The sequence below is a fragment of the Nonomuraea mangrovi genome (genome assembly GCF_042681425.1).
GTDB lineage: Bacteria > Actinomycetota > Actinomycetes > Streptosporangiales > Streptosporangiaceae > Nonomuraea > Nonomuraea mangrovi.
Genome location: NZ_JBHUFV010000007.1, coordinates 1 through 15,964, shown reverse-complemented (window position 1 = coordinate 15,964; position 15,964 = coordinate 1). Strand labels below are relative to the sequence as shown.

12 protein-coding genes are annotated in these 15,964 nt (G+C 68.3%); 5 read left to right on the top strand and 7 right to left on the bottom strand.

Features of this window, described 5'->3' with window-relative positions; all coding sequences use genetic code 11:
- Positions 1-156: 156 nt before the first annotated feature.
- Positions 157-867 carry a GNAT family N-acetyltransferase gene (locus ACFSKW_RS05540; RefSeq protein ID WP_379569821.1) on the bottom strand — a complete coding sequence of 237 codons (711 nt, stop codon included), beginning with the start codon at positions 865-867 and terminating at the stop codon, positions 157-159.
- Positions 868-928: 61 nt separating this feature from the next.
- Between ACFSKW_RS05540 and ACFSKW_RS05535 the strand changes: the two genes are divergently transcribed.
- Positions 929-1,456, top strand: a complete 528-nt coding sequence (locus ACFSKW_RS05535; RefSeq protein WP_379569819.1) for a carboxymuconolactone decarboxylase family protein — start codon at positions 929-931, stop codon at positions 1,454-1,456.
- Between the two features lie 126 nt (positions 1,457-1,582).
- Here ACFSKW_RS05535 and ACFSKW_RS05530 read toward each other — a convergent pair whose 3' ends face one another.
- Complete coding sequence (locus ACFSKW_RS05530; protein ID WP_379569817.1) at positions 1,583-4,303, bottom strand: WD40 domain-containing protein; 2,721 nt, start codon at positions 4,301-4,303, stop codon at positions 1,583-1,585.
- Positions 4,304-4,407: 104 nt separating this feature from the next.
- Between ACFSKW_RS05530 and ACFSKW_RS05525 the strand changes: the two genes are divergently transcribed.
- The gene (locus ACFSKW_RS05525; protein WP_379569815.1) at positions 4,408-7,245 is read left to right on the top strand and encodes a DUF7507 domain-containing protein; all 2,838 of its coding nucleotides are present in this window, start codon (positions 4,408-4,410) and stop codon (positions 7,243-7,245) included.
- 260 nt (positions 7,246-7,505) lie between these two features.
- Positions 7,506-8,243: a peptidylprolyl isomerase gene (locus tag ACFSKW_RS05520; protein ID WP_379569813.1), complete on the top strand. Its 738-nt coding sequence runs from the start codon at positions 7,506-7,508 to the stop codon at positions 8,241-8,243.
- Between the two features lie 387 nt (positions 8,244-8,630).
- On the opposite strand, the gene ACFSKW_RS05515 is transcribed toward ACFSKW_RS05520, so the two are convergent.
- The 3 genes from ACFSKW_RS05515 to ACFSKW_RS05505 form a co-directional block, all read right to left on the bottom strand.
- Complete coding sequence (locus ACFSKW_RS05515) at positions 8,631-8,801, bottom strand: hypothetical protein (protein ID WP_379569811.1); 171 nt, start codon at positions 8,799-8,801, stop codon at positions 8,631-8,633.
- Positions 8,802-8,862: 61 nt separating this feature from the next.
- On the bottom strand, positions 8,863-12,192 hold the full coding sequence (locus tag ACFSKW_RS05510) for an NPCBM/NEW2 domain-containing protein (protein WP_379569809.1): 3,330 nt from the start codon (positions 12,190-12,192) through the stop codon (positions 8,863-8,865).
- Positions 12,193-12,678: 486 nt separating this feature from the next.
- Positions 12,679-13,527: a LysR family transcriptional regulator gene (locus tag ACFSKW_RS05505; RefSeq protein WP_379569807.1), complete on the bottom strand. Its 849-nt coding sequence runs from the start codon at positions 13,525-13,527 to the stop codon at positions 12,679-12,681.
- 82 nt (positions 13,528-13,609) lie between these two features.
- On the opposite strand from ACFSKW_RS05505, the gene ACFSKW_RS05500 reads away from it, so the two are divergent.
- The gene (locus tag ACFSKW_RS05500; RefSeq protein ID WP_379569805.1) at positions 13,610-14,506 is read left to right on the top strand and encodes an MBL fold metallo-hydrolase; all 897 of its coding nucleotides are present in this window, start codon (positions 13,610-13,612) and stop codon (positions 14,504-14,506) included.
- A gap of 149 nt (positions 14,507-14,655) precedes the next feature.
- Here the strand turns inward: ACFSKW_RS05500 and ACFSKW_RS05495 are convergent, their stop codons facing one another.
- Positions 14,656-15,060: a hypothetical protein gene (locus ACFSKW_RS05495; protein ID WP_379569803.1), complete on the bottom strand. Its 405-nt coding sequence runs from the start codon at positions 15,058-15,060 to the stop codon at positions 14,656-14,658.
- Between ACFSKW_RS05495 and ACFSKW_RS05490 the strand changes: the two genes are divergently transcribed.
- Complete coding sequence (locus ACFSKW_RS05490; RefSeq protein WP_379569801.1) at positions 15,059-15,193, top strand: hypothetical protein; 135 nt, start codon at positions 15,059-15,061, stop codon at positions 15,191-15,193. The genes ACFSKW_RS05495 and ACFSKW_RS05490 overlap by 2 nt on opposite strands.
- Positions 15,194-15,336: 143 nt before the next feature.
- Here the strand turns inward: ACFSKW_RS05490 and ACFSKW_RS05485 are convergent, their stop codons facing one another.
- Positions 15,337-15,873, bottom strand: a complete 537-nt coding sequence (locus tag ACFSKW_RS05485; protein ID WP_379569799.1) for a dihydrofolate reductase family protein — start codon at positions 15,871-15,873, stop codon at positions 15,337-15,339.
- Between the last annotated feature and the right edge of the window lie 91 nt (positions 15,874-15,964).

Below are 15,964 nucleotides of genomic sequence, written 5' to 3'. Positions count from 1 at the left end.
ATGCTCCCCGATTGGTACCTTCCCGCGCTGGTCACCCTCGCCATCATGCCTGTCCAGCGCGGCCAGGAATTCCTCAACCTCCTGAGATCTCCGGCTCCACCCTTTTCGGAACCAAGGATTGAGGGACGCGAAGAACCATTGGCAGGCCGCGCCAGGTCACTGTGCCGGGTCCACGCCTTTCCGCGCCGCCGCCTTCTCGGTGACGCCGAAGGCGGTCCAGCCGAAATCACGGAAACCGGTCGCGTCGGCCACGGCGGCGGAGGCGAGGTTGTCCGGGGTGTGCATATAGGTGGGGATGCCGCCCTCGTCCAGAACGCGTCGGGCCGCCTGTGCGACGAGCCTGCGGGCCAGGCCGCGGCCGCGAGCGCGGGGCGCGGTCACGACGGCGAGTTCGTGCCCGTAGTCGTCGTGCCGTTTGATCCCCACGCCGGCCAGGTGATCGCCGTTCTCCGGGTCGTGGGCGACCAGGACCTCTCCGTTGAAAGGTCGCAGCCAGGCAGGGACATCGGGGTGCTGCGCGGAAATCCACACACCGGCGTCGGCCAGAGGGGCGGGCCGCGTGGTCCAGCGGTAGACGGCGGTGAACCACCCACGCTCGGGAAAGCCGGCCAGCGCAGGGACCAGGGGACCGAAGCGCGCCATGTCCCGGTTCTTGGCGTACTGCTCCGCGATCGACTCGGCGTGCTCCGGCGGCACCGAGAGGACGCCGCTCCGCGGGCCGGTCACGCCCAGGACGGGATGGATCTCGCCGTCCCAGCCGGGGCGTGCCCGCCCAGGCTCGGGGACGATGTCGAGTTCGGTCGTGGCCGGCCAGCCTCCCAGCCAGCGGGAGAGGTGCTCGGTGAGCCGTCGATCTGGTGAAGTCACTCCGGCATCATATACGGTACGGGGGTATAGTAAAGCGCGGCATGTACGCCAAGGAGGGCATATGCGACGTCTGGCGGCACTGGACCCGGAGAAGGCACCACAGAAGTCCGGCGAACTGCTGAACGACATCATCGGCAGGAGAGGCAGCGTGGGCGAGATGGTGTCCACCATGGCGCACTCGCCGGCGCTGCTGCAGGGATACCTGGAGTTCTCCCGGGCCATGAGGCGGACGAAGCTGCCGCAGGCTCTCAGCGAGAAGATCTCGCTCGCCGTACAGGAATGGATCGGTTGCGCGTACTGCCTCGACGCGCACACCGAGGCCGGGCGCGCGGCGGGCCTGAGCGAGACCGACATCGTTCTCGCCCGCCAGGGGACCTCCGCCGACGCCCGTGAGGCGGCTCTCATCGCGGTGGCGGTACGGGTGCTGGCGGAGCCGTCCACCCTGGCGGACGAGGATGTCGCGGAGTTGCGGGCGCATGGCTGGAGCGACCGCGTCATCGCGGAGATCGTCGGCCTCGTCACCCTCAACCTGCTGACCGGCGCCTTCAACCTCCTCGCAGGCCTGGAGCCGGCGCACAAGACAGCCTAGGAGTTGCCCGGGGTCTCCCCTCGCCTCGCGGGGGGGACCGCGCCTGCCGACGATCCCATCCACCCAGGTCGTCCGACTTGCAGGCCTCTCCTGGTGTGCGGCCGCGACGGTTCGGCCTGGAGGGCTTCAGCAGATCTTCTGGAAGGGCTCTCCGGATGGGAGGTAGCGGGTCCACTCCTCCTGGGAGAGAGAACGGCCCGCCATCGCGCAGACCGCTGTGCGCGGGTCCGATGGGATGCCCGGCTTCCACAGCAGGATGGTTCCGGCGCCGTCGGAGCTGGCCAGGGTCTGGCCGTCGGGGCTGAACGCCAGCGCCACGACGTCGTCGGTGTGGCCCTTGAGCGGGCCGCCGATCGGCCTCCTGGTCCGCACGTCCCACAGTTGGACGCCCCAGTCCTCGCCGTCGGTGGCCAGGGTCCGGCCGTCGGGGCTGAACGCCACCGCGCCATGGCCCTTGATCGGATCTCCCGACGGCTGCTGGGTCTGGGTGTCCCACAGGCGGGTGGTCTCGTCCTCACCGAGGGCGGCCAGGAGCTTTCCGTCCGGGCTGAACACCATCGAGGTGATGCCCTCCATGGGGTTCCCGATCTGCCGCCGGGTCGCCGTGTCCCACAGCCGGATGGTTCCGTCGCTGATGGTGGCCAGGGTCCTGCCGTCCCGGCTGTAGACGACCGCCCCTACGGGGCCGGTCCCGGCCCGGAGCGGCTCCCCGATCGGTCGCCGGGTGGCCGGATTCCACAGCGAGACGATCCCCTTGCCGCCGCCGACGGCCAGGGTCTCGTCATCCGGGCTGAACGCCACCGAATAGACCCTGTGCTCGACCTTGATCGGATCTCCCATCGGCTGCCTGTCCGCCACGCTCCACGGCTGGACCTCGCCGTCGGGATCGGCGATGACCAAGGTCTCGCCGTCCGCGCTGAGCGCCATGGGCCAGGCGGAGTTGCCGTGGACGTTGGGGGTCCCGATCGGCTTGCCGAGGTGCCGGCCGGTCCCGGGATCCCACAGCCGGACGGTCTCCTCCTGACCGCTGCTGATCAGCGTCTTGCCGTCCGGGCTGAACAGCAGCGGCGTGACCTCCTTGGTGTGGCCCTTGAGCGGGTCTCCTACCGGCCGCCGCGCCGCCGGATCCCACAGTCTGACCGTTCTGTCCCTGCTGGTGGTGACCAGGGTCCTGCCGTCCGGGCTGAAGGCCACCGCCGAGACGATGGAGGTGTGGCCGGTGAGCGTGTCCCCGACGGGCCGACCGGTCGCCGGGTCCCACAGCCGGACGGTCTGGTCCCAGCCCCCAGTGGCCAGGGTCTCGCCGTCCGGGCTGAACGCGATGGCGCTGACGGGGCCGTCATGACCGCTCAGCGGGCCTTTGACCGGGTTTCCCGTGGTGGAGTCCCACAGCCGGACGTCCCCGTCATCGCCTCCCGTGGCGAGAGTCTTGCCATCCGGGTTGAACGCGACCGACCGGATCGTGCCGGTGAGGCCGCTGAGCGGCTTCCCCTTCCCGGTGGCGAGGTTCCACAGCCGGGCCCCGTCGCGACCCGCGCTGGCGAGGGTCGTACCGTCCGGGCTGATCCGCAGGGACTCGACGTCATCGGTGTGGCCGGTGAGCGGCGCTCCGATCTGCCGACGGGTCGCCGTGTCCCACCGCCGGATCTTCTCGTCGAACGCGACGGTGACCAGGGTCTCGCCATCCGGGCTCAGCTCCAAGGCCACGACGTCGCGCAGGCCGGTGAAAGGGGTCCCGATCGGCCGCCAGGTCGCCGTGTCCCGTAGCCGGACGATTCCGTCGTCCCCGAGGGTGACCAGGGTCCGGCCGTCCTGGCTGAACTTCGCCAACCTGAAATCCGCGGTGAACGGGCTTCCGATCCACCCGCGGGTCACCGGGTCCCACAGGCGCATGGTCCGGTCGTCGCCGGCCAGGAGCCTGCCGTCCGGGCCGAGCGCCCTGGTGTCGCCGAGGCCGTCCAGGACACCCAGGGAGGGCGTCGCCAGGGAGGCGAGCATGCCGTGGCGGGCCTCGTAGGTCGGCTCGAAACGCCAGGCCGCGGCGGCCAGGAGCCCGGCCACCACCGGATCGTCGTCACCGACCTGGTCCCGCCGCGTGACCAGCAGGCTGGACACGGCCTTCCTGTGTTGCGTCTCCGCCCTGTCCCGCTGCGCCCGCGCGAGGTTGGCCGAGTCGACCGCGACCACCGCGCTGACGACCGCCGCCGCGGTGAGGAGGGACAGTCCCGTCCAGGAGAACCGCCGGAACCGCCGGGCCCGCCGGTGCTGGCGGACGTCCTCGCCGACGAGTTCGTCCTTGGGGCGATGGTGCAGGGCGGAGGCGAGCGTCGCGACGGTGTCGAGGAAGGCGGGGTTGCCGAGGGACAGGTCGGTCTGGGTGCGGATCGAACGCAGGTCCACCCAGAGCGGGACCTCGGTGAAGCCCCCGAGCAGCGGCTCGGGCAGGGCCGTGGTCAGGGTCTCGTCGAATCGCCCCGCCTTGTGGTCCCAGACGATCTCGCCGTCGGTGAGCACGATGAGCATGGGCCGTTCCGCCGCGCGCGACCGCCAGAGCTCGACCTCCCGCCGGACCCAGACGGAGCGCGCCGAGTCGGGCGAGGCCAGCAGGATGAAGCAGCGTGACGCGTCCAGCGCGGCCTCGATCGTCGTCCACAGGCCCGGCGAGGCGGACAGACTGCGGGCGTCGCAGAAGACGCGCAGGGCGCGCAGCCGGTACCAGGGGCGGGCGAACTGATGGAGGGCGTCGCGCAGGGCGGGGCCGAGGCGGCCGTCGGCGGCTCGGCTGTAGGAGATGAACCCGTCGTAGTGACCCGGAGATGGTTTCTCGCGCTTGCCGAGGAGGTCCACACACCCGATTCTGAGGCTTCGGCGATTGAGTATGGGGCTACTCATGCCACATGGATCCGTTCGGGCGATCATCGGGATCCGGATCGTTCGGAGGGGACCGCGAAATGAGATGGTTGGCTCGATCGCTGGTCGCGTTGGTCGTGGTGCTGGCGTATCTCGCGCCCACTGCGGCCCAGGCCGAGGATGTGACGGTCACCGTTCACCTGTACCGGGTGGTCGAGGTGGAGTGCGGCGAGGGGGCAGGCGAGTCGTGCCCGAACGATTACTACCCGAAGTTCCGGATCGACGGCAAGAACTTCGACGGCAAGGACGACTTCTGCTGCGCCCACGGATCCGACTTCAGGACCAACTGGATCCACAGCGAGAAGGTCGACAGCACCCACAACCCCATCGACATCCACCTGGAACTGTGGGACCAGGACGACGCGACCCCTGACGACCCCATCGACTGGGGCGCGCCCGGGGACGACCTGGACATCACGTTCGACCTGAACACGTGCGTATTCACCGGCGGCGGCCTGACCGCCCAGCAGGGGGCGGGCATCCTGTCCCTGACGGGGCAGAGCGAGGCCGTCGGCGTCGACTCGGCCCGCGGCTACTTCACCATCACCACCCCGCACTGCCTCGACCTGGCCAGGAACGCGGGCGGCGACAGCGACGGCGACGGCATCCAGAACGCCTGGGAGACACCCGGCCTGGGGTACGACGTCGACAACGACGGCACGGTGGACCTGCCGCTGGGGGACCCGCCGTACAACGCCCTGCCGTACCGGAAGGACCTGTTCGTCGAGGTCGACTACATGAGGGGGTTCCGGCCCGACTACCTGGGCCTCCTGGACGTCGTCGAGGCGTTCGACCGTGCACCGGTCGATCGGTACCAGGGCGGCAAGTACCTGGGCGTCGGGCTCCACGTGCTGGACATCGACGAGGAACTGCCGCATGTGCCCGTGCTCAAGTTCATCCCGGACAACGACGGGAATCCGGACAACTTCAGCTTCATCAAGAACGGCACGCGGAACAGCACCTGTGCGGGCGCCTTCGGCACCGCCGCCGACCGCTCCAGCCCTAACTGCGCGAACATCCTGAAGGCCAAGAGCATGGTGTACCGCTACATGATCTTCGGTGACCTCGTCGAGGACGAGGAGGGGAAGACCGGCGGGTCGGGCATAGCCGAGTGGGAATCCACCAGCCCCAGGGGCGGCAACGACTTCGTCGTCACGATGGGCGTGTTCACCTCCGAGGACTTCGGGCGACTGGGCGGGCGGGCGAACGCCGAGAAGTCCACCTTCATGCACGAGCTGGGACACACGCTGGGCCTGGGCCATGGCGGCGACGAAAAGGTCAACTGCAAACCCAACTACCTCAGCGTGATGAACTACTCCTACCAGTTCCAGGACTACGACCTCATCCGGCCGCTGGACTACAGCAGCGCCGCCAGGGGCACGGCCCTCGGCGTACCCCTGCAGGAGGACCATCTCAACGAGAACTTCGGGGTGTACGCGAGCCCCGATCGCCAGATCGTGTACGGCGTCGGCGGCAAGCCCGGAACAGTGACCGCCACCAACGGATTCATCGACTGGAACGGAAACGGCACAAGACAGGGCGACACCCCCGCCAACATCACCCGCATCCTGCCCGAGTGCCCCGATGAAGCCCTGGAGGACCTGCACGGCTTCGACGACTGGGCCAACATCCAGTACAACCCCCGCCTCAACGCCAAGTACTTCGCCGACGGCGCGCGTCGCGACCTGCCGCAGGAACTGACCGCGGAGACGCTCCGCGCCAGGTTCCAGAAGGCCGACCTCAAGCTCACCAAGACCGCCGACCAGACCGAGGCCGCCGGCGGCGACACCCTGACCTACACGGTGTCCGTCACCGACCTCGGCCCCGGCCCCGCCACCGCCGTCTCGGTGACCGACACCCTGCCCGACGGCACCGTGCACCACCGCTCGCTCCCCGACCTGGCCGACGGCGGCGTCCACACCGTCACACCCGCGTTCACCTACCGCATCCCCTGTGCCACGACCGATGGCACCGTGCTCACCAACACCGCCACGGTCACCGGCAAGGACACCGACGGCATCCCCGACCCGCACACCGACGACAACACCGACCGCGCCACCACCACGGTCCGCGCCCCGGTCCTGACCGTGAACCAGACCGCGACCCCTACGGTCAACGCCGGCGAGGCCGTCACCTACACCGTCACCTACGCGAACACGGGCGGCGGCGCCGCGTCCGGCACCGTCGTCACCGCCACGCTCCCCGCCGGTGTCTACTACAGCCAGGCGCTCGACCTGGGCACGGGCCCCCGACCCGACTCGGTGACGCTCGACGACGACGGCACCAGGACCCTGGTCTGGAACGTGGGCGCCGTCCCTGCCAGGTCCGGCGACCGCGCGATCGTCTTCACCGCGCGGCCGACGCTGCTGGCCCCGGCGGGCACGACCTACACCAGCGACGTGTCCGTCAGCTACAAGAACGCCGGCGGCGGGTGCACCTTCACCCCGGTCACCGCCTCGGCGACCACCACGGTCACGGTCGTGGCGCCCACCCGCGACCCGCGCTCCAAGGGCTTCTGGAAGAACCACGCCAACCAGTGGACGGCCGAGTTCCTGGCCCGTATCCAGGCCACCGACCAGCGCTACGACACCGACCGGAGCGGGGCGCTGAACGCCGCCGAGATCACGATGGCGTTCAAGGGCGACAACGCGCCGAAGAGCGTGCTCACCGAGCACCTCCTGGGCACGTACTTCAACCTGGCCACCAGGCGCGTCAACGCCGACACCGCGATCAGCTCCAGCCCCGGCACCGTGCGCGCCGCGGTGCTCTACGCCCAGGGCACGGCCGAGCTGCCGGTCGACTCCGGCACCGCCGAGCGGTACAGCAGGAGCATCCGCCTGCTGGACGACATCAACGCCAACAGGATCGAGGTGTACTGAGGATCAGGCCGGCGAGCACGTCCGCGAGCGCCTGCTCGACCCGCTCGGTACGAAGGACAGCGGGCTCGGCGTTCACGGCGAGGTGCTCGCCGGCGTCTTCGTGCCCTCGGCGCCCCCGCCGTCGCTGAGCAGGGCCAACGCGGTCAGCACGGCGCCGCCCCTCATGAAGCGTTCGCTTCGCGGAGGTTGGTTGACTCTTGACGGTATCCGATTGATCGACTAGATGTCAGGAAGCCTGTCGATCACCCCCGGAGGGCGTCATGTCCAGCAGCAGCCTCTTACGACTCACCGCGTCCGTGGTCACGGCCGGTTCGCTCGTCGCGTTCGCCACGATGCCGGCGTACGCGGACGGCAGCCGCCGGCCGCCCAGGACGACGCACGGCCCGTGCGGGTACACCGAGACGCCCGACGACCCGGCTGTCCGGAAGGTGCCGCTGCCGCCCGATCCCCGGAGGACGCCGACTCGCCCGGTGTCGGCGGTGCTCAAGACCAACCACGGCGACATCGGGCTCACGCTGGATCCGGGGAAGGCGCCGTGCACCGTACAGAGCTTCGTGCACCTCATCCGGCACGGGTTCTACGACCAGACGTCCTGCCACCGGCTGACCGCCTACGATCGGCTCAAGGTGCTCCAGTGCGGTGACCCGAGCTTCACCGGCGAGGGCGGGCCGGGGTACCGCTACAAGGACGAGCTACCCACCGACCTGCCGCCGTGGCCGGGCGACCCGACGGGCGAGCGCAAGACCTACGCGCGCGGGGTGCTGGCCATGGCCAACGCCGGGCCGGACACCAACGGCAGCCAGTTCTTCCTGGTCTACGGGGATTCAGGCCTGCGCCCCAACTACACGATCTTCGGTACGGTGGACGGCCCCGGCCTGGCCGCGCTGGACGAGATCGCCGCCGGCGGGATCCAGCCCGAGCCCGACGGCCCGACACCGCCGGTGGACGGCAAGCCGGTGCTCCCCGCCGACATCCACAAGGCATGTGTCGTGCGATAGATGAGTTCCGGCCGCGGTCGCGGCCGCCCCGCGCGGCCCCGCCGGGTTGTTCAATTTACAGACCCTTGGCCTCGAAGGACGCACGGTGAGGGTATGTCCTCCCGCATGGGCGATCTTGGGCCCAGGGAGGAGGTCAGCTATGTACGCAACGGTTCGGCGCTACGAGGGGGTAACCGATCCCGCCGAGGCGGGACGCCGGGTGAGCGAGGGGTTCGTGCCGCTCATCAGCCAGGTCCCCGGGTTCGTGGCTTACTACTGGGTCGACGCTGGGGATGGGGTGATGCTTTCCACCAGCGTCTTTGACGATCAAGCCGGAGCCGAGGAATCCACCAGAAGGGCTGGGGACTTCGTGCGGGAGCATCTCGCCTCCCTGCTTCCGAACCCTCCTCAGGTCACGGCCGGCCAGGTCGTGGCGTCCGGGTAGCGGCTTCCTGAGGCGGGGTCGGACCCGCAACCGGACCGTTTCGTCGGTGGCCGGCCGGTGCGGGGCTCTTCGCCGAGCCAGTCGTCGATCTTCACGGGCAGTGCGGCGAGAAGGGTGTTGATGTCTGTCTTCACCAACGGATCATCGACACCCTTCGTCGTTCCCGCAGCCCCAGTTCCCTGCTGGTCTGGCGCACTACGACATCAGCTTCGCTCCCGCCCAGTCGGCGTGGTCGCTGTTGATCCCGTCTCCCGCATCCGTCACCTTCAGCACCAGCGAGGACACCCCGGCCACGCTGACGTCGATGGAGGCTGCCGCGCTGGACGGAGTCATAGCCGACGGACTCTCGTACAGCTTGACGCCGTCGCCCCAGACCTCGAACGTGACCGTCGCATTCGCGCCGACCTCGTCATCGACCCCGACATCTGATCGGAACCGGGAATAGGCACCGTTCAGGGAGTAGGTGATGCTGCTCGTGGCATGCGTACCTATCCCCTTGGCGTACGTGGTCCCGTTCAGGGTGATGGTGCGCCCGTCGACGCTCCGGTCCTTGTGCAGGGTGCCCCACCCGATGGTGGGAGCACCGGTCCAGTTCAGATCGCTGAGGAACACCGCAGCGCCGCCGGAGGTGGTGACCGTGACCGCGTTGCTGGCACCCGACACGTTCCCGGCGGCGTCCTTCGCCTTCACCGTGAAGGTGTACGACGTCGCAGCCGACAGCCCGGTCGCTGTGAAGCTCGTGCTCGTGGACGAGCCGGCCAGCGCCGTCCCGCGGTAGATGTCGTAGCCCGTCACCCCGACGTTGTCGGTCGGCGCCGTCCAGCTCAGCTGGGCACTGCTCGACGTGACGTTGCTCGACGCCAGGTTGGTCGGCGCCGTCGGCGCCTGGGTGTCCGCAGCGACGAGTCGAGCGTTCGCCCAGTCGGCGTGGTCGCTGTTGATCCCGTCTCCCGCATCCGTCACCTTCAGCACCAGCGAGGTCACCCCGGCGATACTCACGTCGATGGACTGGGACGGGCTCGACGCCGTCAGGACCGACGGGCTCTCGTACAGCTTGGCGCCGTCGCCCCAGACCTGGAACCTGACCGTCGCGTTTGCGGAGATCTCGTCGTCCACGCCGACCTCCGCCTGGAACCTCGCGTACCCTCCGTTCAAGGTGTAGGTGATGGCGCTGTTGGCGTGCGTGCCGATGCCCTTGGCGTAGGCGGTCCCGGCCAGTTTGATGGGGTTGGATCCGACGCTTCTGTTCTTCTGAACGGTGCCGAAGTCGCTCACGGCATTGACCCAGGTGAGATCGCTCAGATCGGCTGTCTGCCCGTTTCCGCTGACGGCGGTGGTGACGTTGACCGCGTCGCCGGCCGCGGAGTCGTTGTCGGCCGCGTCCTTCGCCTTCACCGTGAACGTGTACGGCGTCGAGGCGGAAAGCCCGGTCGCCGTGAAGCTCGTGCCCGTCGACGAACCGATCAGCGTGGTGCCGCGGTAGATGCTGTAGCCGGTCACGCCGACGTCGTCAGTCGACGCCGTCCAGTTCAGATCCACGCTGTTCGAGGTCACCTTGCTCGCCGCGAGGTGGGTCGGCGCGGTGGGGGCCGTGGTGTCACCCCCTGTGCTTCCGGCGGTCGCGGTCACCGACGCGCCGGCGGTCACGGGCACCGTCACGTACGAAACCGTCCGGCCGTACAGCGACTTGGTCTGCGGCGTTCGCGGTGTGCCGTTCACGCTGATCGTGGAGAGGGTCCCGTAGAACTGGGCCTCCCAGGTGATGGTGGAGCCGGAGTTGTTGGTCAGCGTGGAGGCCGTCGTGCCGGTGTGCTTGAGCTTGAGGTCGTTGCCGCCGACCTTGAGGTGGTTGATTTCCACCCACGGCACCTCAGGGGTCAACCGTGGGACGGTGGCCACCTTGTTGTGCGGGGCGTCCGGCTGCACGCCCATCATGCCGTCGATGGTGCTGCTGACCACCACGAACGAGATTTCCGGATATCCGTTCTTGTCGGCCATGAGCTTCTTGAGCCACGCCCAACCCTGTGAAGGCCGGTTGTACTGGTAGTACATCTCCGGCAGATAGGAGGTCGCCTCGACATTCAGGTCGTCGTCGTTGGCGGCGATGAAGTCCAGGTAGTCGCTGGTCCTGGCGCCGTGGTCGCCCAGCCCGGTCAACATCATCAGGAAGCTGGCCTCATGCCCCCAACTGCTGTAACCCTTGCCATCGGCGTCCTTGCCGCGGATGTAGCGGTTGGTCGCCGAGTCCCACCAGTTCGTCTCGAAGTGGTCGCGTACCCGCTGGGCGCGGTCGGCCCACTTCGTGCTGTTGGCGTTGTCGCCCTTTTCCTTCAGGATCGCCGAATACGCGAGCATCGACTGGTACTGGTAGCCCAGCGCATCGGCGGCGGAGACGAGATGTTCGCTCGGGAACTCGAAGAATGTCGCCGAGTATTCGCCAGGCTGCATCTTCGCGACGGGCTGCTCGCTGGAGGGGTTGGCGTCGTTCCACGTCACCTTGTGGTCGGTCAGAAACGAACCCATGGTCGAGTCGTAGTACGCCGAGAGGGTCGGATCGTTGATCCAGTTCTGGTTTCCCGTCCACTGGTACTGCTTGTAGGCCTTAACCATCACGTTGAACGGTGACGGCAGTTCCCGAAATCCCGTGCCGTCGATGTAATACATCCTGCCGTAGGAGCTGTGCGCCCATAGCGGCCAGCCGTTCTGACCCGGATCGTCGGCGTCGCCGGCGAACGTCTTCAGCATGGCGTAGGTCTCATTGTCCAGGCCAAGCGCGTGCGCGCCATCCGACTGATGGGCGATGTCCCTGTTGTAGAAGGACTCCCGGTTCAGATAGGCGCCCCAGTAGCCGGGCATCACCGTGGTGTGCGTGGAATCCTTCAGCCGCCACCACTCCGGTTCGTGCCCCATGATCGGGTTGCCGGGGTAGAACGTCATACCGAGAGCCCGGTTCTTGCCCCAGGTGAAGCCCTCGTTCAGTGCCGCGTTCGGCGAATCGATGCTCAGCGTGCTGGTCGGCGGACCCACGTACTCCTGGATCGTGATCCTGTCGACGCGCGGTGTCTCGTTGGCGGACGCGGCCGTCAGTTTGACGGTGTCGCCGTTGCTGAGCGTGACTTTGCTCGAGGTATGGGTGTCGATGTTCGCGGGATCGGTGTAGTCGCGACCATTTCGCTGTGACGTGGCCCACGAATCAACGGTGGTGGAATTGACCGCGAGCGTGTAGGTGACTCCGCCCGCTGTTTTGCCGTTGTAGCGCGTGATGAGATCGTAGGTGCCGGTGGCGCCGCTGAATGTCTTGGTGGCGGTGCTCGACTGGCCGGAAACGCCCTGGACGTAATTCACGGTCTCGACCGGCGCGCCGTTGAAGGTGTGCTCCACGCTGGCCGTGGTGAAGTTGGACAGCGCCATGCTCTCGGCCTCGACAACGTACGGCTCCGCCGCTTCGGCGGGTAATCCGGGGAGGGCCGATACGGCAAGCGTCGAAGCCAATAAGGCCAGGAGCGCATGGGTGAGACGGCGCATCTGAAATCGATTCCTTTCGACGAGGAAGCCGAAGCGCTGCGTTGGAAGATGTTGAACTGTGTGGCCTATTGAGTGCTTCGCGAAGATCAATGTCAACAGTTGTTTAGTTGGGCGAGGGTGGCTACCCTCGCGCGCCCATGCGCGTACGCGGGCGAGGCGGCGTGCTCTTCGGCACGGAAGGGCTCGATTGAGCGAAAACTTTCATTGAACTCTTGCAAGCGCGGGTGTAGCGTCCTGGCCAACACCACATCCCACAGGAGTCACTCCATGGATTGCGCGTGCCGGCGCCCGGAAACGTCAGTTCGCCGAAACGGGCCGGGGGTTGCGCGGCGGGCCGGGAACCCGGTGATCGAGCTGGGGGACAGGGAGGAGGCCGACTTCCTCACCGTGATGACCAGCGTGGCGTTCATGGGCGCGGCGCTCAGGAGACCCGGCGAGACCGGGATCGCCTGTCAGGACTTTGACCTGCGTGGTTGGTACCAGCCCTTATCTCTGGGCGCGGGCGATCTGGACGAAGGAGCGAACGAGTGGGCTCGGGTCGGTGCTCTTCCAGGCGAGAATGAGGCGGCTGGCCGGCATGTCGAGAACGGGAACCGCGATGAGGTCCTGCGGAAGGGTGTGGGTCAAAGGCGTAAGGCCCACGGTGCCGTTCCACAAGACGGCCTGGAGGCATTCTTGCGCGGTCCGCACCACGGGACCCTCGCGCCCGGAGTCCGTGGCCTGCCAGTAGGCGCTCCAGATGGGATCGGTCTCTTCCGGGAAGCGGAACCAGGGACGGTCCTCGAGGTCGCGCAGGTGCAGGTGACCATGCCGGGCGAGCGGGTCGTCGGTGCGCAGGACGGCGCCGACGGGGTCCTCGCGCAGGAGGTGCGTGGTGATGTCGGCGGCGTCGAACGGTTCGCGGGTGAGGGCGACGTCGACGAGCCCGGCGCGCAGCCCGCAGGTCGGATCGGTGAAGTCCGCTTCGCGGACCTGGATGAGGATGCCGGGATGGCGTTCGCGGTAGGCGGCGGCCAGTTGTGTCCCGGTCTGCTCTGCGCTGTCAGCCAGGGTGCCGATGGTGAGGACGGTGCTGCCGGCCGCGGCGGCGACTCGGAGGCGGGTCTGGTCGGCCTGACCGAGCAAGGCGCGGGCTTCGCTGAGGAGCACGGCTCCCACAGGGGTGAGCGCGACACCTGTGGCTGATCTCTCCAGCAGCACGGCGCCGAGGTCTCCCTCCAGCTGTCTGACGGCGCGGCTGAGGGGCGGCTGTGTCATGTGCAACCGCTGGGCGGCCCGGCCGAAATGCAGCTCCTCGGCAACCGCCACAAAGTAACGCAGCAGGCGCAGATCCATTTGCAGGGACGATACCTGCCCGGTATCGGGGTTGCGAGATCGGACTTGGACGCCCGGGGCAGACGACCGGTGCACTGGGGAGATGACCGAGTATGAGATGCCCGACCCTGTCGTCCGGATCGAGGACGCCCGAGAGGCGGCCCGCGACCTGGTGGTGATCCCGAACCGCGGGGTCCAGCTGGTGCCCAACATCGGCATCGTCGGCGGCAGCCACTCCGTGCTGGTGGTGGAGACCGGGATGGGACCGGAGAACGCCGAGGCGGTGCTGAAGTTCGCCACCGAGGTCGCCAGAGGGCGAAGGCTGTACCTGACCACGACCCACTTCCACCCCGAGCACGCCTTCGGCGCCCAGGTGTTCGCCGGGGAGGCGACGTTCCTGATCAACAAGGCGCAGGCCGAGGACCTTGCGGTGAAGGGCCCGGGCTACCTCGAGATGTTCAAGGGTCTGGGCGAGGCGGTCGCGCGCCGGCTCGACGGTGTCCGGCTCGCGCGGCCCGATCTGGTCTATGACACCGACTACGACCTGGATCTGGGCGGCCGGACGGTCCAGTTGCGCGCCACCGGCCGGGCGCACAGCAAGGGCGACCAGATCGTCACGGTCCCCGACGCGGGGGTGATGTTCACCGGCGACCTGGTGGAGTCGGGGCAGTTCGCCATCTTCCCGTGGTTCCCGCCACACGACATCGATGTCTCCGGCACGCGCTGGCTGGCGGTGATGGAGCGGCTGGTCGCCGAGCGCCCGCGCGTGGTGGTCCCCGGCCATGGAGATGTGGGCGATGCGCGGCTGCTGGAGGATGTGCGCGACTACCTGCACGTCCTGCGGGAGGAAACCTGGCTGCGCCGCGGCTCGGCCATGAGCGAGGAGACGATCGTCGAGGAGGTCGCGGCCGTGATGGTCGCACGGCATCCGGAATGGGAGGGCAGGGAGTGGATCGAGAAGGGCGTCGGCTGCCTGTGCTACGAGCACTCCGTCCGCTGACCTGAGACCAGATCGCCGCCGCGGGCGAGGGCGGTGGTCGGGTCACGGACGGTGAGCGAGCCGGCGTGGCCGCTTGGGCGGGGCTCGGCCCCTCCTGGCCCGGCGGGCCGCCGCGTCCCGGGGTCCGGAGAGGACCCCGGGACATGCCGTCAAGCGGCGTCGAGGGCTGCGGTGATCTTGCGGGCCATCTCGGCCATGGTGGGGCTGGGCACGCCCTGGTGGGTCTGGGCGCCTGCTTCGATGGCGACGATGAGGGTGCTGCGGAAGTTGTCGGCCTCTGCCGGATCCTGCTTCTTCAGCAGGCTCATGGCCGCCGTCAGGGCCGGCAGCACCTGGTCGGCGAGTTCGGCCACGGTCTTGCCGTACTTGACGCCCTTGGGCGCCTTGGTGATCACGTGCCCGACCAGGCCGGTCGCGGAGGTCAGGGCGATGGAGCCGTGGGTGGCGACCTTGTGGGCAGAGCCGGCGGCGCCGGCGGCTGACATCAGCGAGACGGCGCCCCACGCGGCGGTCCGCAGGGTGAGCTTGTCCTGGTCGGTGAGGGTGACGGACATGGTGGTGCGCTCCTTCGAATCTGACATTCAAGCCAACGGACGGCTGGTGGACGGCGGTCCTGCTGCTGTCCGCGGTGTCTGGATGGTCTCCACCATCGCCGACCGCTCTGATACCGGGCCGTCGCCGTCCTGACGCGGCTGCTGACACGACACCGCATGGTCCTCAGCGAGCGACGCCGACCGGAGTCTGCTGCGGGAGACGCGTGTCTCGGTCATCCGCCTGGCACGGGAGAACCGGCAAGGCTCGGGGGTGTCCGTCGGCTTTCCACGCCCTTCTCAGGCGGGCCGGTAGTGGAGGTTCAGAACACCGGACTTGAAGGTGGTCGAATCGACCAGCTTGAACGGCAGGCGACCGGTGCTCTCGTCGAACAGCCGGGTACCGGTACCGAGCACGATCGGGTGGACCATCAGGTGGAGCTCGTCGACGAGGCTCGCCCGCAGCAGCGCCCTGGTCAGCGTGATACTGCCGGTGATGCTGATGTTCCTGCCGGGCAGCTGCTTGATCCTCTTCAGCTCGTCGATCGCGTCTCCGCTGATCAGGGTGGAGTTGTTCCACTCCGCCTTCTGCAGGGTGGTGGAGGCGACCAGCTTGGGGATGCCGTTCAGCTGGTCGGCCATCTCCCCGGTCTGGTGGGGCCAGACCGCGGCGAAGGACTCGTAGGTGGCCCGGCCCAGCAGGAGCGTGTCCGCCTCGGCCTGGATCGCCATGACCGCTGCGCCCATCTCCTCGTTCATGTAGGGGAAGTGCCAGGTCTCTGGCGACTCCACGACGCCGTCCAGCGAGACGAACAGCCCGGCGACGATCTTCCTCATGATGTTCTCCTCAGGGATGAAGTGGTGCGTGATTCAGGCGGACGTGCGGAAGCGGGCGGCGACCAGGGAGACCCAGGCCATCGCGATCATG